Source organism: Pedobacter antarcticus (assembly GCF_900103515.1).
Taxonomy (GTDB): domain Bacteria; phylum Bacteroidota; class Bacteroidia; order Sphingobacteriales; family Sphingobacteriaceae; genus Pedobacter; species Pedobacter antarcticus.
Map to the genome: position 1 here is coordinate 67,466 of NZ_FNGZ01000004.1, position 24,268 is coordinate 91,733.

At 41.5% G+C, this 24,268-nt stretch carries 24 protein-coding genes; 13 read left to right on the forward strand and 11 right to left on the reverse strand.

Features of this window, described 5'->3' with window-relative positions:
* Positions 1-155: 155 nt before the first annotated feature.
* The 3 genes from rsgA to BLR53_RS10215 all read left to right on the forward strand — a co-directional run bounded on the left by rsgA (position 156) and on the right by BLR53_RS10215 (position 2,305).
* A complete protein-coding gene (gene rsgA / locus BLR53_RS10205; RefSeq protein WP_037441013.1) occupies positions 156-1,076 on the forward strand; it encodes a ribosome small subunit-dependent GTPase A in 921 nt (306 codons plus the stop codon).
* 447 nt (positions 1,077-1,523) lie between these two features.
* Positions 1,524-1,976 (forward strand): D-aminoacyl-tRNA deacylase, encoded by a 453-nt coding sequence (gene dtd, locus BLR53_RS10210; protein WP_074589365.1) that lies wholly within the window; start codon positions 1,524-1,526, stop codon positions 1,974-1,976.
* Between the two features lie 2 nt (positions 1,977-1,978).
* Positions 1,979-2,305: a nucleotide pyrophosphohydrolase gene (locus BLR53_RS10215; RefSeq protein WP_074589367.1), complete on the forward strand. Its 327-nt coding sequence runs from the start codon at positions 1,979-1,981 to the stop codon at positions 2,303-2,305.
* Between the two features lie 100 nt (positions 2,306-2,405).
* On the opposite strand, the gene BLR53_RS10220 is transcribed toward BLR53_RS10215, so the two are convergent.
* The 5 genes from BLR53_RS10220 to BLR53_RS10240 all read right to left on the reverse strand — a co-directional run bounded on the left by BLR53_RS10220 (position 2,406) and on the right by BLR53_RS10240 (position 5,174).
* The gene (locus BLR53_RS10220) at positions 2,406-2,816 is read right to left on the reverse strand and encodes an HIT family protein (protein WP_037441001.1); all 411 of its coding nucleotides are present in this window, start codon (positions 2,814-2,816) and stop codon (positions 2,406-2,408) included.
* Positions 2,817-2,828: 12 nt separating this feature from the next.
* Positions 2,829-3,302 (reverse strand): transcription elongation factor GreA, encoded by a 474-nt coding sequence (gene greA / locus BLR53_RS10225; RefSeq protein WP_037440997.1) that lies wholly within the window; start codon positions 3,300-3,302, stop codon positions 2,829-2,831.
* Between the two features lie 239 nt (positions 3,303-3,541).
* On the reverse strand, positions 3,542-4,048 hold the full coding sequence (locus BLR53_RS10230) for a hypothetical protein (protein WP_074589369.1): 507 nt from the start codon (positions 4,046-4,048) through the stop codon (positions 3,542-3,544).
* A 48-nt stretch (positions 4,049-4,096) separates the two neighbouring features.
* Positions 4,097-4,612 carry a hypothetical protein gene (locus BLR53_RS10235; RefSeq protein ID WP_074589371.1) on the reverse strand — a complete coding sequence of 172 codons (516 nt, stop codon included), beginning with the start codon at positions 4,610-4,612 and terminating at the stop codon, positions 4,097-4,099.
* A 46-nt stretch (positions 4,613-4,658) separates the two neighbouring features.
* On the reverse strand, positions 4,659-5,174 hold the full coding sequence (locus tag BLR53_RS10240; RefSeq protein WP_074589374.1) for a hypothetical protein: 516 nt from the start codon (positions 5,172-5,174) through the stop codon (positions 4,659-4,661).
* A 279-nt stretch (positions 5,175-5,453) separates the two neighbouring features.
* On the opposite strand from BLR53_RS10240, the gene BLR53_RS10245 reads away from it, so the two are divergent.
* On the forward strand, positions 5,454-7,331 hold the full coding sequence (locus BLR53_RS10245; RefSeq protein ID WP_170844855.1) for a M1 family metallopeptidase: 1,878 nt from the start codon (positions 5,454-5,456) through the stop codon (positions 7,329-7,331).
* A 100-nt stretch (positions 7,332-7,431) separates the two neighbouring features.
* Here BLR53_RS10245 and BLR53_RS19940 read toward each other — a convergent pair whose 3' ends face one another.
* The 3 genes from BLR53_RS19940 to rsmA all read right to left on the reverse strand — a co-directional run bounded on the left by BLR53_RS19940 (position 7,432) and on the right by rsmA (position 9,770).
* The gene (locus BLR53_RS19940) at positions 7,432-7,572 is read right to left on the reverse strand and encodes a hypothetical protein (protein ID WP_157282853.1); all 141 of its coding nucleotides are present in this window, start codon (positions 7,570-7,572) and stop codon (positions 7,432-7,434) included.
* Positions 7,573-8,051: 479 nt separating this feature from the next.
* A complete protein-coding gene (locus tag BLR53_RS10250) occupies positions 8,052-8,981 on the reverse strand; it encodes a 2-hydroxyacid dehydrogenase (RefSeq protein WP_037440988.1) in 930 nt (309 codons plus the stop codon).
* Between the two features lie 3 nt (positions 8,982-8,984).
* Positions 8,985-9,770, reverse strand: a complete 786-nt coding sequence (gene rsmA / locus BLR53_RS10255; RefSeq protein ID WP_037440986.1) for a 16S rRNA (adenine(1518)-N(6)/adenine(1519)-N(6))-dimethyltransferase RsmA — start codon at positions 9,768-9,770, stop codon at positions 8,985-8,987.
* A gap of 265 nt (positions 9,771-10,035) precedes the next feature.
* On the opposite strand from rsmA, the gene BLR53_RS10260 reads away from it, so the two are divergent.
* From BLR53_RS10260 to panB, 3 genes are all read left to right on the forward strand, one after another.
* A complete protein-coding gene (locus tag BLR53_RS10260; protein ID WP_037440979.1) occupies positions 10,036-11,451 on the forward strand; it encodes an aminotransferase-like domain-containing protein in 1,416 nt (471 codons plus the stop codon).
* A gap of 91 nt (positions 11,452-11,542) precedes the next feature.
* Complete coding sequence (locus tag BLR53_RS10265; protein WP_074589376.1) at positions 11,543-12,430, forward strand: EamA family transporter; 888 nt, start codon at positions 11,543-11,545, stop codon at positions 12,428-12,430.
* Between the two features lie 25 nt (positions 12,431-12,455).
* Entirely contained in the window at positions 12,456-13,271 is an 816-nt protein-coding gene (panB, locus tag BLR53_RS10270) for a 3-methyl-2-oxobutanoate hydroxymethyltransferase (protein WP_074589378.1), read from the forward strand.
* 258 nt (positions 13,272-13,529) lie between these two features.
* Here the strand turns inward: panB and BLR53_RS10275 are convergent, their stop codons facing one another.
* The 3 genes from BLR53_RS10275 to BLR53_RS10285 all read right to left on the reverse strand — a co-directional run bounded on the left by BLR53_RS10275 (position 13,530) and on the right by BLR53_RS10285 (position 19,506).
* The gene (locus BLR53_RS10275) at positions 13,530-14,381 is read right to left on the reverse strand and encodes an endonuclease/exonuclease/phosphatase family protein (RefSeq protein WP_074589794.1); all 852 of its coding nucleotides are present in this window, start codon (positions 14,379-14,381) and stop codon (positions 13,530-13,532) included.
* 12 nt (positions 14,382-14,393) lie between these two features.
* Entirely contained in the window at positions 14,394-16,136 is a 1,743-nt protein-coding gene (locus BLR53_RS10280; protein ID WP_244889482.1) for a RagB/SusD family nutrient uptake outer membrane protein, read from the reverse strand.
* A 61-nt stretch (positions 16,137-16,197) separates the two neighbouring features.
* Positions 16,198-19,506, reverse strand: a complete 3,309-nt coding sequence (locus tag BLR53_RS10285) for a SusC/RagA family TonB-linked outer membrane protein (protein WP_074589381.1) — start codon at positions 19,504-19,506, stop codon at positions 16,198-16,200.
* 221 nt (positions 19,507-19,727) lie between these two features.
* On the opposite strand from BLR53_RS10285, the gene pdxA reads away from it, so the two are divergent.
* The 6 genes from pdxA (at position 19,728) to accB (ending at position 24,249) form a co-directional block, all read left to right on the forward strand.
* Positions 19,728-20,807, forward strand: coding sequence for a 4-hydroxythreonine-4-phosphate dehydrogenase PdxA (gene pdxA, locus BLR53_RS10290; RefSeq protein ID WP_074589383.1), 1,080 nt, complete (start codon positions 19,728-19,730; stop codon positions 20,805-20,807).
* A gap of 119 nt (positions 20,808-20,926) precedes the next feature.
* Entirely contained in the window at positions 20,927-21,454 is a 528-nt protein-coding gene (locus tag BLR53_RS10295) for a YceD family protein (protein WP_074589800.1), read from the forward strand.
* 18 nt (positions 21,455-21,472) lie between these two features.
* Positions 21,473-21,664, forward strand: coding sequence for a 50S ribosomal protein L32 (gene rpmF, locus BLR53_RS10300; RefSeq protein WP_073238280.1), 192 nt, complete (start codon positions 21,473-21,475; stop codon positions 21,662-21,664).
* Positions 21,665-21,764: 100 nt separating this feature from the next.
* Entirely contained in the window at positions 21,765-22,703 is a 939-nt protein-coding gene (plsX, locus tag BLR53_RS10305; RefSeq protein ID WP_037440969.1) for a phosphate acyltransferase PlsX, read from the forward strand.
* A 13-nt stretch (positions 22,704-22,716) separates the two neighbouring features.
* Positions 22,717-23,706 (forward strand): beta-ketoacyl-ACP synthase III, encoded by a 990-nt coding sequence (locus tag BLR53_RS10310; protein ID WP_037440965.1) that lies wholly within the window; start codon positions 22,717-22,719, stop codon positions 23,704-23,706.
* A 69-nt stretch (positions 23,707-23,775) separates the two neighbouring features.
* Positions 23,776-24,249, forward strand: coding sequence for an acetyl-CoA carboxylase biotin carboxyl carrier protein (gene accB, locus BLR53_RS10315; protein ID WP_037440962.1), 474 nt, complete (start codon positions 23,776-23,778; stop codon positions 24,247-24,249).
* The last annotated feature ends 19 nt before the right edge of the window (positions 24,250-24,268 follow it).

Consider the following 24,268-nt stretch of genomic DNA (forward strand, 5'->3'; position numbering starts at 1 on the left):
TTCCCCGATGGTGGTAATAATAATGGATGTAATTGTTGAATTATTTATCATATAGAATAGCGGATATCGCTTCGTGTTTCGCTATGGCATAAAGTAAAGTTATATTTCTCTAAAAACCAAACCTTTTTTCTTTTTCCTTACCTTTACAGCAGAATATGCGAGGATTAGTAATTAAATCAACAGGAAGCTGGTATCAAGTTCACGGAGAAGATGGCCGTGAATATGACTGCCGTATTAAGGGTAAATTCAGGATTAAAGGCATTCAGACCACTAATCCTATCGCGGTCGGCGACCAGGTGGAGTTTGAGATGGAGCCTAATTCTGATAATGGTGTCATTCACAAACTTCATGTGCGGAAAAATTATATTATCCGTAAATCCATTAACCTTTCCAAACAGGCGCAAATAATTGCAGCCAATATGGACCAGGCTTTTTTAGTGGTTACCCTCGCCTCGCCCAGAACATCACTGGGTTTTATAGACCGTTTTCTGGTCACAGCCGAAGCTTACAGTATTCCTGCGGTTCTCATCTTTAACAAACTTGATTTGTATAATGAAGACGGCCTGGAGGTATTGGAAGAATATAAAGCTATTTACGAACAACTGGGTTATCCCTGCTATACAGTCTCAGCAATCGAAGGCACAAATATTCCTTTAATAGAGAGTCTGCTAAAAGACCAGACCACTCTGTTCTCCGGACATTCAGGTGTTGGTAAATCCAGCCTGATCAATGCCCTGCTTCCTGGCAGAAGCATTAAAACGGGAGAAATTTCTGAATCGAGCGACAAAGGGCAACATACCACAACCTTTGCTGAAATGCATACTTTACCTTTCGGTGGTTATCTGATAGACACCCCGGGAATCCGCGAACTGGGTATCTATGATATCAAACCCGAAGAACTCAGCCACTATTTCCGCGAGATGCGGGATCGCATGCACCTGTGTAAATTTCATAACTGCCGCCACCTCAATGAACCGGGATGCGCCGTATTACAGGCTGTAGAAAATGAAGAGATAGCGGGCAGCAGGTACGATAGTTATCTTAGTATTTATCACAACAACGAAACCCGCTCCTGATTTTACGCTTATTTTCGGCTGCAACTTTGTTAAAATAGAAAAAAGATAGGAAGGACTATCTTTTTTTATTTTGCCTCGTTTCGCGAGAAAATAAAGCATAAAATAGTTTGACATATATGGAAGGGTGGAAATATATGGAGGACTTTATCGGTTCATGGAAGACTTTTTGTATGGCTTTATGGAAGGCTTTTGTTTAGCTTCATGGAAGGCTTTTGTTTAGCTTCATGGAAGGCTTTTGTTTAGCTGGGTGGAAATATATGGAAGGCTTTGTACAGTTTCATGGAAGGCTTTTGTTTAGCTGGGTGGAAATATATGGAAGGCTTTGTACAGCTTCATGGAAGGCCTTTGTTTAGCTGGGTGGATATGTGTGGAAGGCTTTGTCTCGTTTCATGGAAGGCTTTGTACAGCTTCAGGGAAAGAATTTGAAATTGTTATTTTAGCGGTAATATGAGAGCTGTAATACAAAGAGTAAAAAGGGCCAGCTGCCATGTAGAGGAAAAGCTGACCGGTGAAATTAAGGATGGGCTGCTGGTGCTGCTGGGAATTGAAGATGCAGACGAACAAGAGGATCTGGAATGGCTTGCTGCGAAAATATGTAACCTGAGAATTTTTGGGGACGATGCCGGGCTAATGAATAAATCACTGCTTGATTTAGGTGGTGAGATACTTTTAATTAGTCAGTTTACTTTATTTGCTGCGACAAAGAAGGGCAACCGACCGGGTTTTACCCGGGCAGCGCGACCGGAAAAAGCCATTCCGCTTTACGAGCAGATGCAGCAGCAACTAGCCAGATTACTGGGTAAACCAGTTGCTACAGGAATATTTGGGGCAGATATGCAAATCAGTTTAGTCAATGATGGTCCGGTAACCATTACTATAGATACAAAAAATAAAGAATAGCTATGACGATAGAAGAAGCTCAGCAGACTGTCGACCGGTGGATACAGACTACCGGCGTAAGGTATTTCAACGAATTAACAAATACAGCTATCCTAATGGAGGAAGTAGGTGAAGTAGCCCGTATTATGTCACGTAAGTATGGCGAACAGAGCTTTAAGAAAAGTGATGAAGCCGTTGATCTGGGAGATGAGATGGCAGATGTACTTTTTGTCCTTATTTGCCTGGCCAACCAGACTGGGATTGATCTGAATGCTGCACTGGAGAAAAATCTGGAAAAGAAAAGTATCAGGGATGCCGACAGACATCATAATAATCCAAAACTGAAGTAAGGAAGTATCTTAAAGTTTAAGCGGTTAAGCAAAAAAAGTGGGTGTCTGAAATTATCAGACACCCACTTTTTTACTAGCAAAGATGTGTATCAGATGGTTATTAACCTCTGGTATTGTCAGATAGTTCAGCTCTGATTTTTGCAGCAGCCTCTTCCAGTTCTTCCTGCGTAGGATTCAACTTAGGCTTGCTGAAGTTCATATCCCCAACATGATTCATTGGAATTAAATGGATATGTACATGAGGAACTTCAAGTCCGATTACAGCCATTCCAACCTTAACACAGGGAAATGCCTTTTTTAATCCTTCAGCGACAATCTTTGCGAAAAGAGTTAGTCCGAAATAGCTTTCCTCGTCCATATCAAAGATATAATCAATCTCCTTTTTAGGTATAACCAGGAGATGGCCTGGCGCTAGAGGGTTAACATCCAGAAAGGCCAGAAAGTCTGCTGTCTCTGCAACGATATGTGCCGGAATTTCACGGTCTGCGATTTGTGTAAAGATAGTAGCCATAATTACCTGATTTTATCTGCTGATTTCTAAGATTTCAAATTCAATTTTTCCTGCCGGAACTTCAATTTCAGTTGTATCTCCAACTGACTTTCCTAATAAACCTTGTGCAATCGGAGATTTAACTGAGATTTTGCCAGTCTTCAGATCAGCTTCAGTTTCTGCAACCAGCTGATACGTCATGGTTGCACCGTTTTTCACATTTTTAATTTTAACTATAGAAAGTGCCAGCACCTTAGAAAGATCCAGCTTCGATTCATCTATTAATCTTGCAGAAGCAAGCGTAGCATTTAATTTAGATATTTTAGCTTCATGCAGACCCTGCGCTTCTTTGGCAGCATCATATTCCGCATTCTCCGAAAGATCACCTTTATCTCTTGCTTCAGCTATCGCTTTAGAGATTTGTTGTCTCCCTGTAGTCTTTAAGTAATGTACCTCTTCCTTTAGTTTATCTAGTCCTTCCTGAGTATAGTATGTTACTTCTGTCATAGCTTTTTTATTGTTTGTAAATCCTGTAAAAAAAGAACAAGACTACACCGGCATAATAGCCCACATAGTCTTGCTTCATATCAAACGAAGATAGCAGCCAATTCTTATAAAAGCAAATCTTTTAAATCTGAATACGAAAACATCCGTGTAAATAGACCGTAATAACATTTAGACTAGCATTCTGCGTTTGAACATGACATAACAGGATTTTATGCGAAGAGTTTTAAAAAATCATAACATCACAATGTACTCCCGTCAATGTCCAATATAACCGGATTAAGCACTACGGCTTCTATATTTTCTCCAGCATAAAAACCTGTTGGAATTATCGAAGCAAAATGAGCGGTGAAACCTGTACCCACTTCTATTTCGTGCTTATCAGCCTCCGCTTTTTTTACCCAGACAGGCAGCAGAAACCTGGAATTAATCTGATTCCTTAAAAGACCACTACTATCTTTTTTTATAGACTTTGTGATTTGTTTATAGCGCAGCACTTCATCCGATATTTTACTCCTGTTATAGTATGTCACTTCTATACTACCCCTGTTATCTACAGAAACCATAATGGAAAGCAGAAAAGATTGTTCCTGCTGCGGAAGCTGTCTAAAATACGCAAGCCCGGATATTTGATAGGGAATCTTCCGTAATACATCTCCGAGTTCCTTTGCACAATCCTGAATCTGACTGAAAGCCTGAATTTGAAAGAGTAAAATTATCGCTGCCGTGGTACTTATCTTCTTTAACATCGTTCTTAAGTCTATATGTTTTGTATTAGATTCGACTTTTTGGAGAATTTATCGTCTGTCATAAGTAACCTCCATCACATGTAATATCACTGGATTAAATACATAGCCCCTTATTCCTTTTAAAGTATAGAAATCTGAGGGTATTAATTTGGTGAAATTGTTTAAAAACCCTGCATCAATCTCAATATCCTGTCGTCCGGTGCGGTAGGTCTTAGCCCAGATGGGCACAATAAATCTTGTATTTTTATATTGTTTCAGCAGATTATCAGGATCCTCTACGATGGCATTCCTTACGCGATCATAACCCATCACTATATCTGATTTCGAACTTTTGTTGAGGAATTTAACGGAGATACCGCCCTGTTCATTGACGTCGACCTGCATTGTCAGCAAAAAAGTTCGTTCTTTATTCGGAATTGTATCAAAATAATAGAGCCCCTGGGGATCAAAGGATTTCTTTATTAATACAGTATTAATAAATTTCTCACACGCTTCAGCCTGACCGAAGGCGTGAGCGCCAAAAATAATTACAAGGGCAAATATGAAATTGAGTTTTTTAAGCATATCAATTTATATGTTCAATAAGAACTATATGTTCGCTGAGAAGGCCCTAAATTGGCCGCTTTTGTAAATGAATTTTCATCACTTGAATAGATAATGGATTCAAAACATATACCTTTTTGCTTTTGTCCTGGTAAAGATTTTCAGGTAGAATTTTTCCGAAGTTTTTTATGAACTCCGGGCCTATTCTTATTGATTCTACCCCCGATCCTTTCCCCCAGACAGGGATCAAGAAATTTGTATTAGTACTATTTTTAAACAGGTTATTTTTATCTGCCTGAATTTGAGCGGTGAGTTTCTGATAATTCAACAAGTAATCTGACATCTCATTAGTGTTCAAATAATTGACACCAATGGATCCATCATTATCCACCGAAATTAGGATGGAAATTAAAAACGCCCTTTTCTCCTCCGGGTATTCCGCCCAATAGACAGTTCCCTTAGGGCTTAGAATAAAGTTATCCAATATAGCTTTAATGTCATTCTCGTATCCAGCGGTCTGACCAAATACATTCCCTTGAAAGAATAGACATACGGCAATTAAAACACGAATTTCTTTTCTCATGTAAACTTATTTTATTCAAATATGATTCACCGGATTGACTTGTGGAATTAAATTACATAAACCCACGTATTGTCATTATTAAACAATAAGATCACTATGACAGAGTGGTCAGGTAATATAAATCCGCGAAACCGCTGACCATTTTGATCCCTTTCTTTCAAAAAATCGTCAGAAACTTATACAATAAGATATATTTGTCCAAGACAGGATGCAGGAAAAATCTGAAAAACAGATAGCCGGTGCTGTTGCAATACGCATTAACAAAAAAACACAACATCAATGAAAACCACAATCTTCAAAGTACTTACTGTACTGGCCATTGGTAGCCTTCAGGCGCAAGCCCAGGAGCTTTATATGCCCAGGAATATAAAAGCAGCTTATGAGAAAGGTACACGCGCACTGGACGGTAAACCTGGTAAAAATTACTGGCAGAACAGTGGAAAATATGATATGACTATCAGTGTTACTCCTGCCACCAAAGTAGTTGCGGGTACACAGACTATCGTTTATACGAATAACAGCCCGGATACCTTGAAGCAGGTAACCATGCGCTTTGTGAATAATATACATAAACCAGAAGCACCCCGCTCCGGTTATACAAGTCCTGATTTTTTAACCCCGGGACTTGATATCTCTAATTTCGTGGTCGATGGCGAAAAGTATGCGGTGGATAGTAAGAACTGGGGCACTGTTGCCGACGTGAAATTAAAGAAAGCTATTGCTCCGGGAAAAAGCGCAAACTTTGAAATCAGCTGGTCTTACCCACTCTCCAAACAAAGTGGCAGAGAAGGACAGCTGGACAGCACTACGTATTTTGTAGCCTATGCCTTTCCAAGGGTGTCTGTATATGACGATTATAATGGCTGGGATAAGGTCCCACATACCGACAGAGGTGAATTCTATAATGATTTCAATGACTATAAGCTTACGGTAAAAGCACCAAAAAACTACGTAGTATGGGCAACCGGCGATTTGCTGAATCCTGATGAAGTACTGCAGCCGGCTTTTGCAACGAAACTTAAGAACTCTTATTTGAGTGACGAAGTAATCAGTATGGCCAACGCAACAGAAATGAAAGCGGGTAAAGTGACACTGCAGCAAGAATGGAACAGCTGGAAATTCAGTACTAAAAATATCACGGACATTACTTTTGCCATGAGTAATGTTTACGTATGGGATGCGGGAAGTGTGCTGGTAGATAGCTTAAAAAACCGTAGAGCAAGTGTACAGTCCGCTTATAGTGCGACTGCTACAGATTTTCCACATGCCGTAAAATGGACAAAAGAAGCCCTGCACTGGTTCTCTAACAACTGGCCTGGCGTACCATACCCATTCTCTAAAATGACTGCGGTACAAGGCTTCGCTGATATGGAGTACCCAATGATGATTAATGATTCTACCACACCTGATAACGAGTTCAGCCAGTTTGTATTAAATCATGAAATTGCACATACCTACTTCCCTTTTTATATGGGTACAAATGAAACCCGTTATGCGCATATGGACGAAGGTTGGGCGACTACATTGGAGTACCTGATTGCTCAGGATCAGTTAGGAAAAGAAAAGGCAGCAGAAAATTACAAAAACTTCCGTGTGAAGCGCTGGATCAACGATCCTTCCACAGAACAAGACCAGCCGATCATCTCCCTCTCTACACAGGTTTCCGGCTCAGGATATGGTAACAATGCCTATGTAAAACCTTCTTTGGCTTATCTGGGCCTTAAGGATATGTTCGGAGATGTATTATTCAAAAAATATTTACTAGGATATATGGACCGCTGGAACGGTAAGCATCCCATTCCCTGGGACTTCTTCTATACTATCAACGATGTTTCCGGACAAGATCTGAACTGGTACTGGAACAACTGGTTCTTTAGCAACAATTATATTGATCTGGCCCTTACTAAAGTGATGATCAAGGGTCTTAGCTATACCGTCTCCGTGAATAATATCGGAGGCTTTGCAATTCCATTTGACATGAAAATTACTTATACTGATGGCACAACTGCGGTCATTCACCAGCAACCTCAGGTATGGAGAGCGAATCAGAAAGCAGTAACACTGCAATTTAACGCGAAGAGCACAGTGTCGTCTATCGAACTGGATGGTGGAATTTATATGGACGCAACTCCTTATAATAACCGCTGGAGCAAATAAAAATCTTCGCATCAGAATATATCAGTTGTAATCATTGCGTAACAAAAAAGAGCGGATGTCTGTGTACAGGCATCCGCTCTTTTTGTCGTTTAAAATCACCTTATTCAATAGGTTTCACAACCCTGTCCCTGAAAAGCGGCAGCGGATCTTCTGCCAGATAATCCCGGAGAATTTTTGGTTTATCTTCCAATGCAGCAAGCTGATAAGCTCGCTGAAAAATTTGTGAAGATTGGAAATTCATTTAATGAATATAAATAGAATTTATAATATAACGACAAGAGGAATAGTCGTAACGTATCTCGTGGCAATCTGATTCGAACATTAATGACCAAAAATCCACGGTTATCTAATAAATCACACAATCTTGTGGGTAAGATGTGGGTTCTCTGTGGGTTACGTATGGGGTTATTGTGGGTTTCATACGAGTGAGTTTAAGAGGATACCTGACCAAGACCCGACCAAAACCAGAAGATAATCTGGTTCGGGCATTAGTTTTGTCCGGATTCTAAATTCAGGAATAAATATTAAGGTTGACATGATAAAACAATGTGTTATTCGGGTCAACCTCGGGCTAACCCCATATAAAATCGGGTCAACTACCAACGACACACGACCAAGACCCGAACAAAACCTTAATATGCTACCAATTTATAAAAAAAGCTCCGCAGGTTTTGCCTTTTACTGGGCTACCTGCGGAGCTCTTGTCATTTATGCTGACCTTTAAAAAGAGGCAGCTTCCAGTTTGTCGGCCAGTACCGAAGATATTTTACGGTAGGATTCAAAGGTCCATCCGCCTACGTGTGGGGTCAGCATTACATTTTCGTTCCCTTTCAAAGCTTCATACCAAGGTTGCTCACCTAATTTTGGGAATTTCTCTACTTCCAGAACATCTAGTCCTGCACCGATAACCTTACCGGATTCCAGCGCAGCTAGCAAGGCAGTGGTATTAACCACTTCTCCCCTTGCCGTATTAATCAGGAAGATATTCTTCTTAAAATGGAATAAATACTCTTCGTTAACCAACTGGGCAGTTTCAGGAGTAAGCGGAATGTGCAGGCTCAGCACATCACTATGCTTTACAATTTCTTCCATGCTGCATTCCCGCACATACTGGTCTGAGAAACCAGTTTTATATTTGTCGTATGCAATTACATTTACTTCAAAACCGGCCAGCTTACGGGCAAAACTGCTCCCCATAAATCCATATCCGATTATACCGACAGTCTTACCTTTCAGCTCATAACCCCTGTTTCCTTCACGGTCCCAGATGCCATTCCGAATTTCCGTGTCTGCTCTGCGAAAATGATTAAGCAGGGACAGTAAAAGGCCAGTCGCATGTTCACCGACGGCATCGCGGTTTCCTTCGGGTGCATTCATTAACAGAATATTTCTTTCTGCGGCATAAGCCTCGTCAATATTATCCAGGCCTGCACCTGCACGGGCAATGAAACGCAGATTTACACCTGCCTCCATAACCTCACTGTCTATTCTGAACTTTGTTCTTACTGCAATGCCGGTATATTCACCTATTACAGCCAGTGTTTCCGCCCTGGTAATCTGCGGCAGGTCATCTACCTCATAACCCGCCAGTATTGCCCGCTCTTTAAACTCGGGATGTAAGTCATCAATAATTAAAATCTTTCCTTTCATTGTTTATGCGTTTAAAAGTGCGTTAACATGCTGCGTCAAGCTAATAAAATCTGCAACAGTCAATTGCTCTGCACGTTTATCAAAGAATGGATGCTCATCCATTTTAATTTTAGGAACAACTCCGGAAAGTGCATTCCTTAAGGTTTTACGACGTTGGTTGAATCCGGATTTTACAACAGCCCAGAACAATTTCTCATCACAAGGCAGTTCTTTCATCTCGTTCCGGCTTAAGCGGATAACTCCTGAGTTTACTTTTGGTGGCGGGTTAAACGTCCCCGGCTTCACTGTAAACAAATAATCTATATTATAATATGCCTGGATCAGCACACTAAGTATGCCGTAGTCTTTGGTCCCGCTTTTAGAAGCACAGCGTTCCGCTACTTCTTTTTGAAACATCCCGACCATCTCTACAACCTGATCGCGGTGTGCAAGAATTTTGAATAAGATCTGTGAGGAAATATTATAGGGGAAATTACCAATCACCGCAAACTTGCCGGAAAAAACCGCCCGCAGGTCCATGGCTAGAAAATCTCCGTTAATTAGTCTGCTGCCCATTTGCGGGTACTTGTCCTTCAGGAAATTATAAGATTCGGTATCGATATCAATCATATAGGTTTCCAGGTGCTCTCTTTCCAATAAAATATCAGAAAGTATTCCCATTCCCGGTCCAACCTCCAGCACCTGTTTGTACTGATCGGTATGAACCAGCCCGTCAACAATTTTAGCGGCTATCTTTTTATCCGTTAAAAAATGCTGCCCTAAATGTTTTTTCGCCCTGACCAAACTCATAAAATTCTCCTTTATTATCCTGATTGCAAAGGCACATGCCAATGCGGCCGCAAATTAAACAAGTTTTATGAAATGAGCCGGTTAAACATTAAAAACCGACGAACAGGTAATGACAATTTATAATAATGATGACCATCTTACCTCAAAAACCTGCGCGGCGAGGCCTTGCTGGAAGAGCTGGGAAAAGTACTGAAATAGGAAAGCTGCCATCTCCAAACTGCTACAGATGTGTTTTTTCATATCTTTACGGTTACAGCATGTTAAAATGGCCAAAGAAATCTTATATCTAAAGATTGCGAATACACTAGAAGAGCAAATCTTATCCGGTACTTTAAGGATGGGAGATAAACTTCCTTCAATACGTTCGGTACAAAAGATTTATAAGGTTAGCATAAATACTGTCATCCAGGCATTTTTATTTTTAGAGAGTAAATCTTTAATAGAATCCCGCCCCAGATCTGGCTTCTATGTTAGTAAGACCTCAAATAGAAAATTTGCCCTTCCATCTGCCAGTAAGCCTAAGGTAGCGGAAGGCACAAATAATCCAGAAAACCTGATTGTAAGGGTATTTGAAATTCTAAAAGATAAGGATATCAGGCAATTTTCACTCGGCATACCCGATAATGCACTCCTGCCTATTGCCAAGCTCAATAAAGGTTTAGTCAAAGTGATAAATGGTATCGAGGCAAGCGGCACTGCCTTTGAGCCCGCACAAGGTAGCCTTAACCTGAGAAGAAATATTGCAAAATGGTCTTTGGTCATGAATGGCAAGTTAACTGAGGACGATATAGTAACGACCGTTGGAACCACCAATGCGATCTTCCATTGCCTGATGGCAGTAACCAAGCCTGGAGATACCATCGCAACGGAAAGTCCGGTTTATTTCGGAATTCTGCAGCTGGCAAAGTCTATGGGGCTAAATGTAATTGAACTGCCCACCCACCCTGTTACCGGAATAGATATCAGTGCGTTGAAGAAAGTCCTGCATAATATTAGTGCCTGCTGCTTCACCACCAATTTCAGTAATCCGATGGGGAGCTTAATGCCCGATGAAAACAAAAAGGAGTTAGTCGAGCTATTGACACTGCATAATATTCCATTGATTGAAGATGATCTTTTTGGAAATTTGTTTTTTGGAGGATCCCGGCCAAAACCCTGTAAGCTATTTGATTCGGAAGGAATTGTAATGTGGTGCGGGGGAGTGTCCAAAACTCTTGCCCCGGGATATCGTGTTGGATGGGTGGCACCTGGCAAATTCAAGGATAAAGTAATCCGGCAGAAACTGGTACAGACCGTTGCTCTGCCCTCTCTCTATCAAGAGGTTATTGCAGATTTCATGGAATATGGACGGTATGACCACCATCTGCGTGGCTTTCGCCAAACTCTGCATACCAACTGCCTGAAATTTCAACGGGCGATAGAAGAATATTTTCCAGAAAACACCAGAATTTCCCAACCTCAGGGTGGTTTATTCTTATGGCTGGAACTTGGCAAGAGTATAGATACATCTGAGCTTTATGATGTTGCCTTAAAACAAAAATTAAGTTTTGCGCCGGGTAATATGTTCTCTCAGTATAATCAGTTCAAAAACTGTATGAGACTGAATTTCGCATTACAATGGGACGATAAGATTGAATATGACCTGATGCGTCTGGGTAAAATTGTTAAGCAGGCTCTATAAATCTGTACCCCAATTAATACAAACAACTGTATCTGTTTCTTCTTGCCTTAACGTGATAGTTTTGACCAATTCATAATAAAACACGATTAACTTGAAGCCGAAACATCTTTTGCTCGCTATCCTCACTGTTGTTATCTGGGGTTTAAACTTTATTGCTATACATTCTGGTTTAAAAGTTCTTCCGCCTTTCCTGCTTTGTGCAATCCGCTTTGGGCTGGCTGCACTCCCATGGGTGTTTTTTATTCCAAAACCGAAAGCGAAGCTTAAACTCATTCTCGGTTATGGAATATTTACATTTGCCGTTCAATTTGGGCTGCTTTTCACTGGTATTCACCTTGGCCTGTCACCCGGTCTTTCCTCATTGGTTATACAGGTTCAGGTTTTCTTTTCCATGGGGCTGGCCGCACTTCTCTTTAAGGACCGGCCGAGCAACTGGAAGATTATCGGGGCATTGATTTCCTTTGTCGGCGTAGGACTCGTTGCCACTCAGGTTGGCGGAGGCTCTACTCTGATCGGTCTTATACTCACACTGCTCTCTGCATTGTCCTGGGCGGTGGGAAATATGTTCACTAAAAAAGTCGCTGCAGAATCACCTCTTGCCCTTGTGGTTTGGGGGAATTTAGTGGCCTTTCCTATAATGATGGGGATATCCCTGTTCGCAGAAGGACCTGCTTTAATTTACTCCTCTTATCAGGAAATATCTCTCGAAACAATTCTTGCCATTATTTATACGGTGTACCTTTCGACCTTAGTAGGTTATGGCGCCTGGGGGTTTCTATTAAACAATTATTCTACGGGAGTAATCGTGCCCTTCACGTTGCTTGTCCCTGTTGTGGGTCTGCTCAGCTCTGCATTTTTTCTTGGGGAGGCTCTGCCGTCATGGAAGCTTTGGGCTTGCCTTTTTATTATCCTTGGACTATTGTTCAACTTACTTGAAAAGCAGATTCGCGGGGTGCTTTTAAAAGCATCGCATTCCTGAAAATATCTTATTTAAATAAAACATCATGTCTCAACATAAAGAAATTAAAAGAATCACCACCAATACCCTGCAGAAGATGAAGGATGATGGTGAGAAGATCGCCATGCTGACTGCTTATGATTACTCCATGGCAACTGTGCTTGATGATGCAGGTCTGGATGTACTGCTAGTCGGTGATTCCGCATCAAATGTGATGGCTGGTCATGAAACTACGCTTCCTATAACGCTGGATCAAATGATTTATCATGCTCAAAGCGTTGTGAGAGCGGCAAAAAGATCGCTGGTCCTGGTTGATCTGCCCTTCGGAACTTACCAGGGAAATTCCAGGGAAGCCCTAAACTCAGCCATTCGGATAATGAAGGAATCTGGCGCACATGGACTTAAACTGGAAGGAGGAGCAGAAATCATGGAATCTGTAGATCGGATTCTCTGCGCTGGTATTCCTGTAATGGGCCATCTGGGTCTGACGCCGCAGTCAATCTATAAGTTTGGAACCTATGCAGTCCGGGGAAAGGACGAGGCGGAGGCTTCGAAATTAATCGAGGATGCTGCATTGCTTCAGCAGGCGGGCTGTTTTGCCCTGCTTCTTGAAAAGATTCCTGCGAAACTTGGAATGGAGGTTTCCCTGATGCTGAAAATACCGACCATTGGAATAGGTGCAGGTAATGGATGTGATGGCCAAGTTTTAGTGGTCAACGATATGATAGGATTAACAAAGGGATTCAGACCGAGGTTTTTAAGACAATACTTAAATGTGTATGAAGAAATTCGCCTGGCAGGAGAAAGCTACGTTTCCGATGTTAAATCAAAAGCATTTCCGAACAACAGCGAACAATATTAGCTTTCAAAAAGAGACAAAACTCCGATTAAACCTTCATGCAAATATCCTTTACACGAGGGACTCTTCATGTAAAAAAAGTAAGATTATCTTTATATGAAGAGTCTGTCATGTAAAGAGATTGCTCTTCTAATAAGTGGTGGCGTATGCGTGGTGAGAATTTAACCTCTGTAGGACGAAAAAACCCCTCCGTATAAAGGATTTTCTGTTGTAAATCCTTTATACGGAGGGGTAATTACAGGCTTATTATTGCAGAATTTGCTATTTTAAAACAACCTCTGCCAAAATAGGGAAGTGATCTGAAGGGAATTTACCAAAATAGGTATCTGTTAAAATCCCCCATTTTTTAGCGGTAAAATGCCGGGTAGAAAAAATATGATCAATTACCGCATTACCTTTCGGAGTTTTAAAACCATTCGCGGATGAATTATTGGCATAGGGATGACTCACGTGTTCATAAACGTCACTGATCAGCCCGGAAGTCGCCAATGCTTTATACCATTCAGTATCACGGCTTCCGTTAAAGTCGCCAGTAAGTATAGCTGGCATATCGCCTGCAATTTCCTTAATCTTCTGTAACATTAACTTGCTGCTTTCCTGTCTTGCAATTACCGCCTGATGATCAAAATGAACATTAAAAGCATAAAACTTTTTCTTGCTCTGTTTATCCTCCAGAAAGACCCACGAGCAGATCCGGTTACAACAGGTCACATCCCAGCCTTTACCTGGTTTATCTGGAGTTTCCGACAACCAGAAGTCCCCACTTTTAATCAGCTTGAACCGCTCCTTCTTAAAATAGATGGCAGAGTGTTCCCCGCCATCTTTTCCGTCATCACGCCCCTTACCATAACGTTCATATTCCGGTAAAGCGGCAGATAGGTCTGCAACCTGGTTTTTAAGTGCCTCCTGAACACCCAGCACATCGAAATCATGAAAACGGATCAGATCAGACACAACAGGTGCCCTGTCCTTCCAGAGATTTCCACTGTCTGCGGGATTATCAAAGCGGATGTTAAAAGACCCAATTGTAAGGTTCTGCGCTTTTAGTGCAAAGTTTGTACTAAGCAGTAGTGCTGCAGCGAGCACCGTTTTTTTATAGAAATTATTTCTCATTTTCATATCGGTTTATTGCCAGCCCGGATTTTGTTTCAGGTTAGGGTTACGCTGTAAATCATTCAGAGGAATAGGATAATAATAGTTCCGCTCATCCCATTTTCTAGGTATTTCATTCATCCAGGTCAATTCACCGGACCGCCCGTTTTTTAACAGTTGGGAATTGATTGCATTACCGTTTGTTGCGGAAACGTCCACATAAGTCACACCGGCAACTGCAGGATTAGGACGTGTACCCTGATAGAACGCAACGTCCAGAATACCATCTTCATTTAAGTCCATCGGTGTATTAAGTTCGGGCACATAGAAGCCATTCCACTCCTGCTCCATTAAAGCGCCTCTTTTCCACCTTAGAATATCTGGAAAACGGAATCCTTCCAGACTTAATTCTATTCCTCTTTCTCTTCTGATTTCAAGTATAGAGGCATCTGCTATTCCGGGAAAGTAATTTGTCATTAAATAAGGGTCTGGAACCATTGGCTTCGCGGAAAGTCCTCCAGTAATTCCGGCTCTTGATCTTAATGCACCGACCGTCAATGCCCAGTCAGCATTGGTCAGCGTACCTAGCTCAGCTTTTGCTTCGGCATAGTTAAGCAGCACTTCCGCATAGCGAAATAATGCTATTGCATTTGTATTTAAAGATCCGGCATCAAAATTAATATCATCCAGCGTCCATTTGATTGGCTGATAGCCCGTAAACGTATAAGAAAATAATGGAGGTGCAGGAACCTGCTTACCACTGCTGATCCGCTTATAGTCACCAAGGCGTATTGTTTGTTTCAAACGCAAATCGCGGTGTTTCACTTCGTCTTTAAATACCATGGTACGGTAGGCCGGGTCATTTGTGAAAGGAGTACCATCAAGTTTAAGATAGGTATTGATAAATGTACGGGTGAAACTTGCTTTAGCACCATAAGTTCCACTAGTCCACCACCAGTTAGCATCATGCAGAATACCCAAATTTAGATCTGACACTGCCGCCTGTAATACTTCACCGGCAACGGGTGTGTTACTGGTAAATACCTGACGGTAGGACGCATCTGGTCCGCCCGCTGTATTTAAAGAGTAACCTCCGTTTTTAATAACATTATCTGCTGCGGATGCTGCCTCTTCGAGCCACTTATTTGCAGTGCCTGTTAAGTTTAGCTCCGTGTGATACTTTCTATATGTTCCTTCGAATAAACACAACCTGGACTTATAGGCATTTGCTACCCACTTGGTCACCATCGTCCTGCTGGGATCATTAGTTGCCAGGATATTTTCGCAGGCAAAATTGATATCTGCAAGCACAGAATCCATAACCAGTTCCCTCTTGTCGCGACCTGCATTTAATGACGGGTCGTCTATATCCATTGCTTTGCCAATCCAGGGTACATCTCCAAATCGCTTCACTTTTTCCATATAAAAATAGGCGCGGAAATAGCGTGCAATACCGATATAGTTATTACGGACGGCCACAGGGACAGCGGGATCATTACAATTTTCAATAAAGTAATTGATGTTTCTTAAATCTGTCCATTTCCAGCCATCGCTATTATTTGCACCGAATCCACCGGGACGGATAAAATCCTGAACCGATCTGACTGCCAGGTAATCTGACATAGCATCACCGGTAGTAGACCTTTTGGGTAGAAATTCCATGTTATAAAAGGAATTGGTATATAATTTAAGCCCATTTTCCGTACCGAAAACGGCATTTTTGGTAGCGGTTGATTCAGGTTGCTGATCTAGCTTTTTACATGCTGTAAAACTCATGCATCCTAATAGAAACCATATATAATATCTTTTCATCTTAATCTTTGTCTTTAGTATTTTCTTAAATTCCAATATTCAAACCGAATGAAACTGCTTTCATTAGGGGATAATTGTACCCGTCGCCGTTTTTGCTGTCTTTATTAAGATCCTGGTCTGAAGGAACAGCATTCTCCACGTCGATGGTATTTTTTACGACTTTATACATTGGTGAGTAAGTGAACAGGTTTTCTCCTGAAAGAAAAACTTTGGCAGAACGGACGCCAATTTTGTTTATCCATTTCCCAGGTAAGGTATACCCAACCTGAATATTCTTCATACGCAGATAAGCTACATTCTGCAGGTAACGTGTCTGCGCTACTCCAAGTGTCCGGTTTGTATTGCTTGATGCAGCCCTGGACATAGTTCTTGGAAAATAAGCATCGGTATTTTCAGGTGTCCACATATTACCTACATGGAATGTCGGGATGTTGTTATATGGCCTGTTGTACTGTCCCCAGAACATTTCAGTCTCTGTACTTGGATACCATTGCTGCTTAGCTATACCCTGAAAGAAAACGGAAAAAGAGAAATTGTGGTAGTTAGCCCCAAGATTGATCCCGTACATATATCTCGGAGCGGAATTTCCAATTATTTTTCTGTCACCGGAATTACCAACTTTGTTTTCGCCAACATTGATAAAACCGTCACCATTGAGGTCTTTGAGTTTAATATCTCCAGGAAACCATTTTCCGGTTGGCGAAGCTCTCATCTGCGGATCTTGCTTGGCATGTGAAGCGATATCGGCCTCATCAATAAAAAAGCCTTCCGTTTCATAACCCCAGATCTCACCCAGCGTTTGACCTTCATAATAATCACTTAACAATTTGTCAGGATTATTGTACTTGTCAATCTTACTCTTGTTATCAGATAAAGTTAATCTTACGTTATAACTGAAAGGTTTATCACCATTTCCGATCCTGTCGTTCCATCCAAGAGAAAGTTCCCAGCCTTTAGTGGTCAGGTTCGCATAATTACCCTTTGGAACATCTGCACCGAAAACTGCCGGAGGAGTTAAACCAACCGTAAACATATCTTTGGTTTTACGGGTATACATATCGCCTGTAAATGTTAACCGTCCGCCGAGCATGGTCAGATCAAGTCCGAAATTGCTGGTTGTAGAGGTCTCCCAGGTTAGTCCGTTAGGCAACACTGCAGGTGACTGCGTAGTCTGTGGTCTTGTACCATTTAAGATCATATCAGATTGTTTGATATTGAAAGTTTCCTGAAAGGCATAGGATGCAATGTTACCATTACCCAGCGAACCGTAGGATGCTCTCAACTTTAAATCAGATACAAGCTGGTCCGATACATTCCAGAAAGGCTCTTTATTGATTCTCCAACCCCCTGAAACCGATGGAAAAAATCCGTAACGCTGATTAGATGGGAATTTCGAAGACCCGTCATACCTGGCGTTTACCTCTATCAGGTAACGATCTTTGAAGGAATAGTTCAATCTTGAAAATCCACCCAAAATTGCCCATTGCTCATAGCCGCCACCAGTGGTGATAGATTGTCCAAGTGCAAGGTTTAAATCCGTTGCATCTTCAAAAATAAGTCCATTTCTTTGTACCGATACACGGTTATAAGTAGACTCTTCATAATTATAACCTGCCATTGCCTTCAGGTAATGGTCTGCACCAAACCGGTTTTCATACTCCGCATAAATATTGGTAGCCAGATACTTGGTTTCCTGCATATCGAAAAGCAAATCATTTGTCGCTGTTCCAACAAAAGAGGTTAAACCACGTGTGCTGCTATAAGGAACCTGAACTCTTTTTTGCTCTTTATCATTATTCGTATTACGGAAAGTAAAATCTGCATTGACACGGAATTTATTATTGAAGAAATTACTCCTCAAGCTGGTAATATTTCTAAACACCTCCCGTTTCGTATCAATTCCGTTCTTCCCGTATATGAAATCTCCGATAGTATAAGCAGAGGCAAACGTTAGTGTACCGTCGGGATTAAATAAAGGAACTGTAGGTTTACCCTCGTCAGCGATGTTTCGCCAGATTCCTCCGCCTTCACCGACGTTGATCGGATTATGATACTTCATGATGGAATAATCTGCGTTGTTTTCTATACTCAACCAGGGAAATACCTGAACAGATCCGCGGGCACGAATATTTTTCATATCATAATCATCGCTGTTATACTTAAATAACCCTTCCTGCTTTAACATACGACCGGAAACCAGAAATGAAGCCTTATCGCTGCCACCGCTTACCGATAAGTTGTTCTCCAGCGATGCCGTATTCTTTTTATACAATTCTGCATAGTAGTCAGTACTGCCATAATAAGTATACTCACCAGTAATCGGGTCTACTTCCACCTGGTTATAAGGCTGTCCGGACTCTGATCTTCTCTTAAATTCGTCCAGATATGCTTGTGAAAACTTCTGCGTCTTATTGGCATTCTGAGGAAAAGCTCCATCTCCGTTTATAAAAGCTTCGGCAAACATTTTCGACCAGGTATAACCGTCCGTTACATAGTCAGGAACCTGTAAAGGGCTTTTGATAGCGTAATTGGAAGAGTAACTAATGTTGGTACGTCCTTTGACTGCTTTCTTGGTTGTAATTAATACTACACCGAAAACTCCTCGCGCCCCGTAAATTGCAGCAGAGGCCGCATCTTTCAGGATTGAGACACTTTCGACATCATTGGGGTTAAGTAAACTTGGATCACCTTCAAAACCATCTATTAGGACGAGTGCGCTACCACCCTGGCCGATTGAAGTTGTACCCCGGATATTATAACTTGGAGATTGAGTAGGTTTACCATCCATCATCTTAAGATTAAGATTGGGAAGCAAACCCTGCAGACCCTGGGTGAGGTTAGTAATTGGCCTGTTCTCTATATTCTTCGCCGTGATCTGATCTACCGCACCAGTTGAATTTTCCCGCTTCTGCGTTCCATAACCTACAACCAGTACTTCATTCAGGGAACCAGCCTCGCCTTTTAATACCACATTCAATGGTGTTGTTTCGCCTTCCCTGACCACAGTTCGCTCGTAATTCACTGTCGCATAGGAAATAAAACTAACGACAATATCGTACGTCCCTGCTGGTACAGTGATACTAAAGGAACCGTCGGGACTGCTTTGCACCGCCTTGTTTAATTGTTTAATGTGCACACTTGCCCCGGGCAGTGGTTCGCCTTTCTCATCAACTACCTTTCCACTGACTGTTCCGGATCCCTGCTTTGTTATTAAATAGGAAAGCCCCGGCGGATTCTTAGCTGCCATGGCAGGCACGGATACCGAGCTTACCAATAAGCATGCTGCAACGGCATACATTACATTTCTCTGTTTAAAGAGTAAAGGTTTTTTCATTTTCGCGTTCTTTAAAATATTTGTACTAAATAGTTTTAGCACACCTCAATCATAAATATTCCGCAAAACTACAGGCCCATTGTAAACCTGATGTTAACCTATTATAACCTCTAGACTCCGGATCAATAACATTTCCTGGAATGTTTAAAATCTCCACGCTTTGCAAAAACCACCGATCCTATAATTTTTTCCGTATTTTGCGGACAAATTTCGATTTGAGCATGAGCAATAAGATTAAAATAGGTATTAGTATCGGTGATGTAAATGGTATAGGTCTGGAGGTCATTTTGAAGACTTTAGCGCATCAGAGCGTTTTAGACTTCTGTACAGTGATCGTTTACGGGCATACCAAAGTGGCTTCCTATCACAGGAAAGCGCTGGGCCTGGGAGATTTTAATTTCCAGGTGATCACTGACGCTGCATCGGCCAATCCCAAAAAAGCAAATATGATTAACTGCTGGGAAGAAGATGTGAAGATTGAGCTGGGCTCTTCTACTGAAACAGGCGGTAAATATGCCCTGCTTTCTTTGGAAAAAGCGACGGAAGATCTGGTAAGTGGTGCTATCGATGCGCTGGTTACTGCACCGATCAATAAACATAATATTCAGTCTGAGAATTTTCAATTTGCCGGACATACGGAATATCTTCAGGAGCGTTGCGGCGCTAAAGACGTACTCATGTTCCTGGTTAGTGAAGAAATTCGGGTGGGTGTAGTCACCGGTCATATCCCGGTCGCACAGATTCCTGAAAAAATCACTAAAGAGGCTATTGTACAGAAGCTGCTTTTAATTAACCAGAGTCTGAAGAAGGATTTCTGGATCGAGAAGCCTAAAATTGCTGTCCTGGGATTGAATCCTCATGCAGGAGACAATGGTTTACTGGGTAAAGAGGAGCAGGAAACTATTATGCCGGCTATACAGACTGCTTTTGATAGTGGCGTAATCTGTTTTGGTCCTTATCCTGCTGATGGATTCTTCGGTAGTGGTACGTACAAGAAATTTGATGCTGTGCTGGCTATGTATCACGATCAGGGACTTATTCCTTTTAAGACCATTTCGTTTGGCCACGGCGTGAATTATACAGCAGGTATGAAGTTTGTAAGGACTTCTCCTGACCATGGCACAGGCTACGACATTGCTGGTAAGAACCTTGCAGATCCTTCTTCTTTCGTAGAAGCTATTTTTGCAGCAGTAGATATCGTGAGAAAACGAAGAGAACAGGAAGCGTTACTGAGTAATCAGCTTAGAACCGGCGGTAAAGTCATTGAAACAGCTTCCGACGTGAAGGATGATGCGAATTAGTTAGCGCTAAACGATTGACCTGATAAATCTTAATCAAGTTGGCCGGGCAATAATATTTGCAAAACATTTTATAAATGTCAAAATAATTCATACATTTGCGGGCTAAAATTTTGTTACAATTGAAACCTTTAAAGCAATTTTCAATTCCGTTTACAGGCTTAAAAATTGGCACACATCAATTTGATTTTGAGATTGATAACAGCTTTTTTGATGCTTTTGAATACTCGCTCGTTAAAAGCGGGGATCTTAAAGTAGATGTAGAACTGGATAAGCAGGAAACCATGCTAATTTTAAAAATCCGCGTAAGGGGAACAATAAAATTAGATTGTGACAAGTGTTTAGCTGAATTTGATTACCCTGTTGATGTAAGGGAAAGACAAATAGTCAAATTCGCTGAAGATGAGCTGGAAAGTGATGATCTGGAGATCATCGTCCTGAATAAAAAAGAAAGCAGCCTTGATATCGCTGAGATACTCTATGAGTTTATCAATGTATCAGTGCCTTATATTAAATTGTGCGAGCAGGCTGGTGCCACGTGTGACCAGGAAATGATAGCGAGACTGGAAAGTTTAGCTAACCCCGCTCAGCAGGAAGAAACAGATAACGATGCGGACCCGAGATGGGAAGCATTAAAAAAATTAAAATAATACTTAAATAAATCAGCAATGGCACATCCAAAACGCAAGATCTCTAAAAGCAGAAGAGATAAAAGAAGAACACACTATAAAGCGGTAGCTCCTTCTTTAGCTACTTGTCAGACAACCGGTGCAATCCATGTTCCACACCACGCATACAACGTTGACGGTAATTTATACTACAACGGTAAACTAGTTATTGAAAACACCTCAATAGGGTAATTTTCCTGAGAAATTGTTTGTGTTTTCAGCCGGTATAGGTTTATCTTAGGCGCTTGAAAAAAAAGGCAATAATGCTTTACTCACAAACTGATTTTTTACTATGAGAATAGGTCTCGATATAATGGGCGGAGACTATGCTCCCAAAGCAAATGTTTTGGGAGCAATAGCTGCTCATGAATTCTTATTGCCGAATGAACGACTCGTTCTCATTGGCGATACACAGCAGATTAAGCCGTTAATCGCTGAACAGGGTTTCAATCCCGATCACTTTGAATTCATACATACTGATGAAGTTGTAGGAATGGGTGAACATCCTACCAAAGCCATTACCCAAAAACCAAATTCCAGTATAGCTGTCGGTTTTTCCATGCTCAAAAAAGGCGAATTAGACGCTTTTGTCGGTGCAGGAAACTCTGGTGCAATGATGGTTGGTGCTGTCTTCAGTGTGAAGACCGTTCCCGGCATTATCAGGCCCTGCCTTTGCACAATCGTACCTAAGCTGGACGGCGGTCGCGGCTTAATGCTTGACGTAGGTGCCAATGCTGACTGTAAACCGGATACTTTACTGCAATTCGGTGTACTGGGCAGCCTGTACGCAGAAAATGTAATGCAGATCGATAATCCGAAGGTCGGACTAATTAATATTGGTGAAGAAGATGAAAAAGGAAATATGCTGAGTCTGGCTACTTTCCCATTAATGAAAGAATGCAATCTCTTTAATTTTGTTGGAAACATTGAAGGACGTGATCTGTTCAATCAAAAAGCCGATGTAATTGTCTGTGACGGGTTTACAGGTAATATTATGTTAAAGCTTGCAGAGTCATTTTATATCATGACCATCAAAAAAGGATTGAAAGACGAGTTCTTTGACAGGTTTAACTACGAGAATTATGGCGGAAGCCCTGTTCTTGGTGTAAATGCACCTGTAATTATTGGTCATGGTATCTCTACCCCTACTGCCGTAAAAAATATGGTATTCCAGGCGAGAGACATGATAACTACAGGTCTGGTAGATAAAATACAGGCCGCATTTAAATAAAATTAATCGAAAAATGAATAAGATTCACGCTGCAATTACTGCGGTTCAAGGTTACGTTCCTGAATATGTCCTTTCTAATCAAGAGTTAGAAACAATAGTAGACACAACAGATGAATGGATAACTTCTCGAACGGGTATTAAAGAGCGAAGAATATTAAAAGAGGAAGGCGCAGGCACTTCTGATATGGCTGTACATGCTGTAAACGGCCTGTTGAAAAAAAGAGGAATTACCGCAGAAGAAATTGATCTTATTATTTTCTGTACAACTACACCCGACCATCCTTTCCCGGCGACAGCCAACATCCTGGCCAACAAAATTGGTGCAGTGAATGCATGGGGTTTCGATCTTCAGGCTGCCTGTTCGGGTTTCATTTTCGGATTAACTACGGGTTCGCAGTTCATTGAGTCCGGCAAGCATCAGAAAGTATTGGTTGTGGGCGGCGATAAAATGTCTTCCATCGTTGATTATACCGACCGAGCTACCTGCATTATTTTTGGAGATGGCTGTGGTGCGGTATTACTGGAGCCTAATACAGAAGGTAATGGTATAATGGACGCTGTGTTAAAAACTGATGGTTCCGGAGAACAGTTCCTACATCAGAAGGCTGGCGGTTCGGTTAAACCGGCTTCCCATGAAACTGTCGATCAGCGTGAGCATTTTGTCTACCAGGAAGGTAAAACCGTATTTAAATTTGCGGTAACCAATATGGCAGATGTAGCTGCGGAAATCATGGAAAGAAATAATCTGACTTCTGATGATGTAAAATGGCTTGTCCCTCACCAGGCTAACAAAAGAATTATTGATGCCACTGCTGCCAGAATGGGCGTGGGTTCAGAAAAAGTAATGATTAATATTGAGCGTTACGGTAATACAACCAACGGTACTATTCCTCTTTGTTTATGGGAATGGGAAAGTCAGTTGAAAAAAGGAGACAACATTGTTCTCGCTGCTTTCGGCGGTGGCTTCACCTGGGGTTCGGTTTACCTGAAGTGGGCTTATTAAAATACATAATAAAAACATTAACTTAGTGTCCTTAAAAAGACAGTAATCTTTTCAACAAAACACCAAAAAATGGATATCAAGCAAATTCAGGAACTCATTAAATTTGTTTCTCGTTCGGGCGTAAATGAAGTGGCAATTGAGCAGAAAGAGTTCAAAATCACTATCAAAACGAACCAGACACCGACCGTGATCAATACGACTGTACCTGTACAGACAGCACCTCAGGTTCTGCCTGCTGCACCGGTAGCACCACAGGCTACAGCTCCGGCTGCACCTGCACCGGCAGCTGATGACAGTTCCAAATATATCACAGTTAAATCTCCGATGATCGGTACTTTTTACCGCTCTTCAAGCCCTGATAAACCATCATTCGCAAATGTAGGTGATGAAATTACTTCAGGAAAAGTGATCTGTATTATTGAGGCCATGAAATTATTCAACGAGATTGAAAGTGAAGTTTCAGGCCGGATCGTTAAAGTTCTGGTAGAAAACGCTACTCCGGTAGAATATGATCAACCTTTATTTTTAGTAGAACCAATGTAATACTTGCCCCAGGCAGATT

What these genes read in the sequence shown, in the direction of transcription:
- BLR53_RS10275 (WP_074589794.1), bottom strand. Translation starts at nt 14,381, where the DNA reads ATGAGAAATAATTTCTATAAAAAAACGGTGCTCGCTGCAGCACTACTG.
- BLR53_RS10260 (WP_037440979.1), top strand. Translation starts at nt 10,036, where the DNA reads ATGGCCAAAGAAATCTTATATCTAAAGATTGCGAATACACTAGAAGAG.
- accB (WP_037440962.1), top strand. Translation starts at nt 23,776, where the DNA reads ATGGATATCAAGCAAATTCAGGAACTCATTAAATTTGTTTCTCGTTCG.
- BLR53_RS10250 (WP_037440988.1), bottom strand. Translation starts at nt 8,981, where the DNA reads ATGAAAGGAAAGATTTTAATTATTGATGACTTACATCCCGAGTTTAAA.
- plsX (WP_037440969.1), top strand. Translation starts at nt 21,765, where the DNA reads ATGAGAATAGGTCTCGATATAATGGGCGGAGACTATGCTCCCAAAGCA.
- greA (WP_037440997.1), bottom strand. Translation starts at nt 3,302, where the DNA reads ATGACAGAAGTAACATACTATACTCAGGAAGGACTAGATAAACTAAAG.
- BLR53_RS10240 (WP_074589374.1), bottom strand. Translation starts at nt 5,174, where the DNA reads ATGAGAAAAGAAATTCGTGTTTTAATTGCCGTATGTCTATTCTTTCAA.
- BLR53_RS19940 (WP_157282853.1), bottom strand. Translation starts at nt 7,572, where the DNA reads ATGAATTTCCAATCTTCACAAATTTTTCAGCGAGCTTATCAGCTTGCT.
- BLR53_RS10245 (WP_170844855.1), top strand. Translation starts at nt 5,454, where the DNA reads ATGAAAACCACAATCTTCAAAGTACTTACTGTACTGGCCATTGGTAGC.
- rsmA (WP_037440986.1), bottom strand. Translation starts at nt 9,770, where the DNA reads ATGAGTTTGGTCAGGGCGAAAAAACATTTAGGGCAGCATTTTTTAACG.
- BLR53_RS10310 (WP_037440965.1), top strand. Translation starts at nt 22,717, where the DNA reads ATGAATAAGATTCACGCTGCAATTACTGCGGTTCAAGGTTACGTTCCT.
- BLR53_RS10285 (WP_074589381.1), bottom strand. Translation starts at nt 19,506, where the DNA reads ATGAAAAAACCTTTACTCTTTAAACAGAGAAATGTAATGTATGCCGTT.
- rpmF (WP_073238280.1), top strand. Translation starts at nt 21,473, where the DNA reads ATGGCACATCCAAAACGCAAGATCTCTAAAAGCAGAAGAGATAAAAGA.
- pdxA (WP_074589383.1), top strand. Translation starts at nt 19,728, where the DNA reads ATGAGCAATAAGATTAAAATAGGTATTAGTATCGGTGATGTAAATGGT.
- panB (WP_074589378.1), top strand. Translation starts at nt 12,456, where the DNA reads ATGTCTCAACATAAAGAAATTAAAAGAATCACCACCAATACCCTGCAG.
- BLR53_RS10280 (WP_244889482.1), bottom strand. Translation starts at nt 16,136, where the DNA reads ATGAGTTTTACAGCATGTAAAAAGCTAGATCAGCAACCTGAATCAACC.
- rsgA (WP_037441013.1), top strand. Translation starts at nt 156, where the DNA reads ATGCGAGGATTAGTAATTAAATCAACAGGAAGCTGGTATCAAGTTCAC.
- dtd (WP_074589365.1), top strand. Translation starts at nt 1,524, where the DNA reads ATGAGAGCTGTAATACAAAGAGTAAAAAGGGCCAGCTGCCATGTAGAG.
- BLR53_RS10235 (WP_074589371.1), bottom strand. Translation starts at nt 4,612, where the DNA reads ATGCTTAAAAAACTCAATTTCATATTTGCCCTTGTAATTATTTTTGGC.
- BLR53_RS10230 (WP_074589369.1), bottom strand. Translation starts at nt 4,048, where the DNA reads ATGTTAAAGAAGATAAGTACCACGGCAGCGATAATTTTACTCTTTCAA.
- BLR53_RS10220 (WP_037441001.1), bottom strand. Translation starts at nt 2,816, where the DNA reads ATGGCTACTATCTTTACACAAATCGCAGACCGTGAAATTCCGGCACAT.
- BLR53_RS10215 (WP_074589367.1), top strand. Translation starts at nt 1,979, where the DNA reads ATGACGATAGAAGAAGCTCAGCAGACTGTCGACCGGTGGATACAGACT.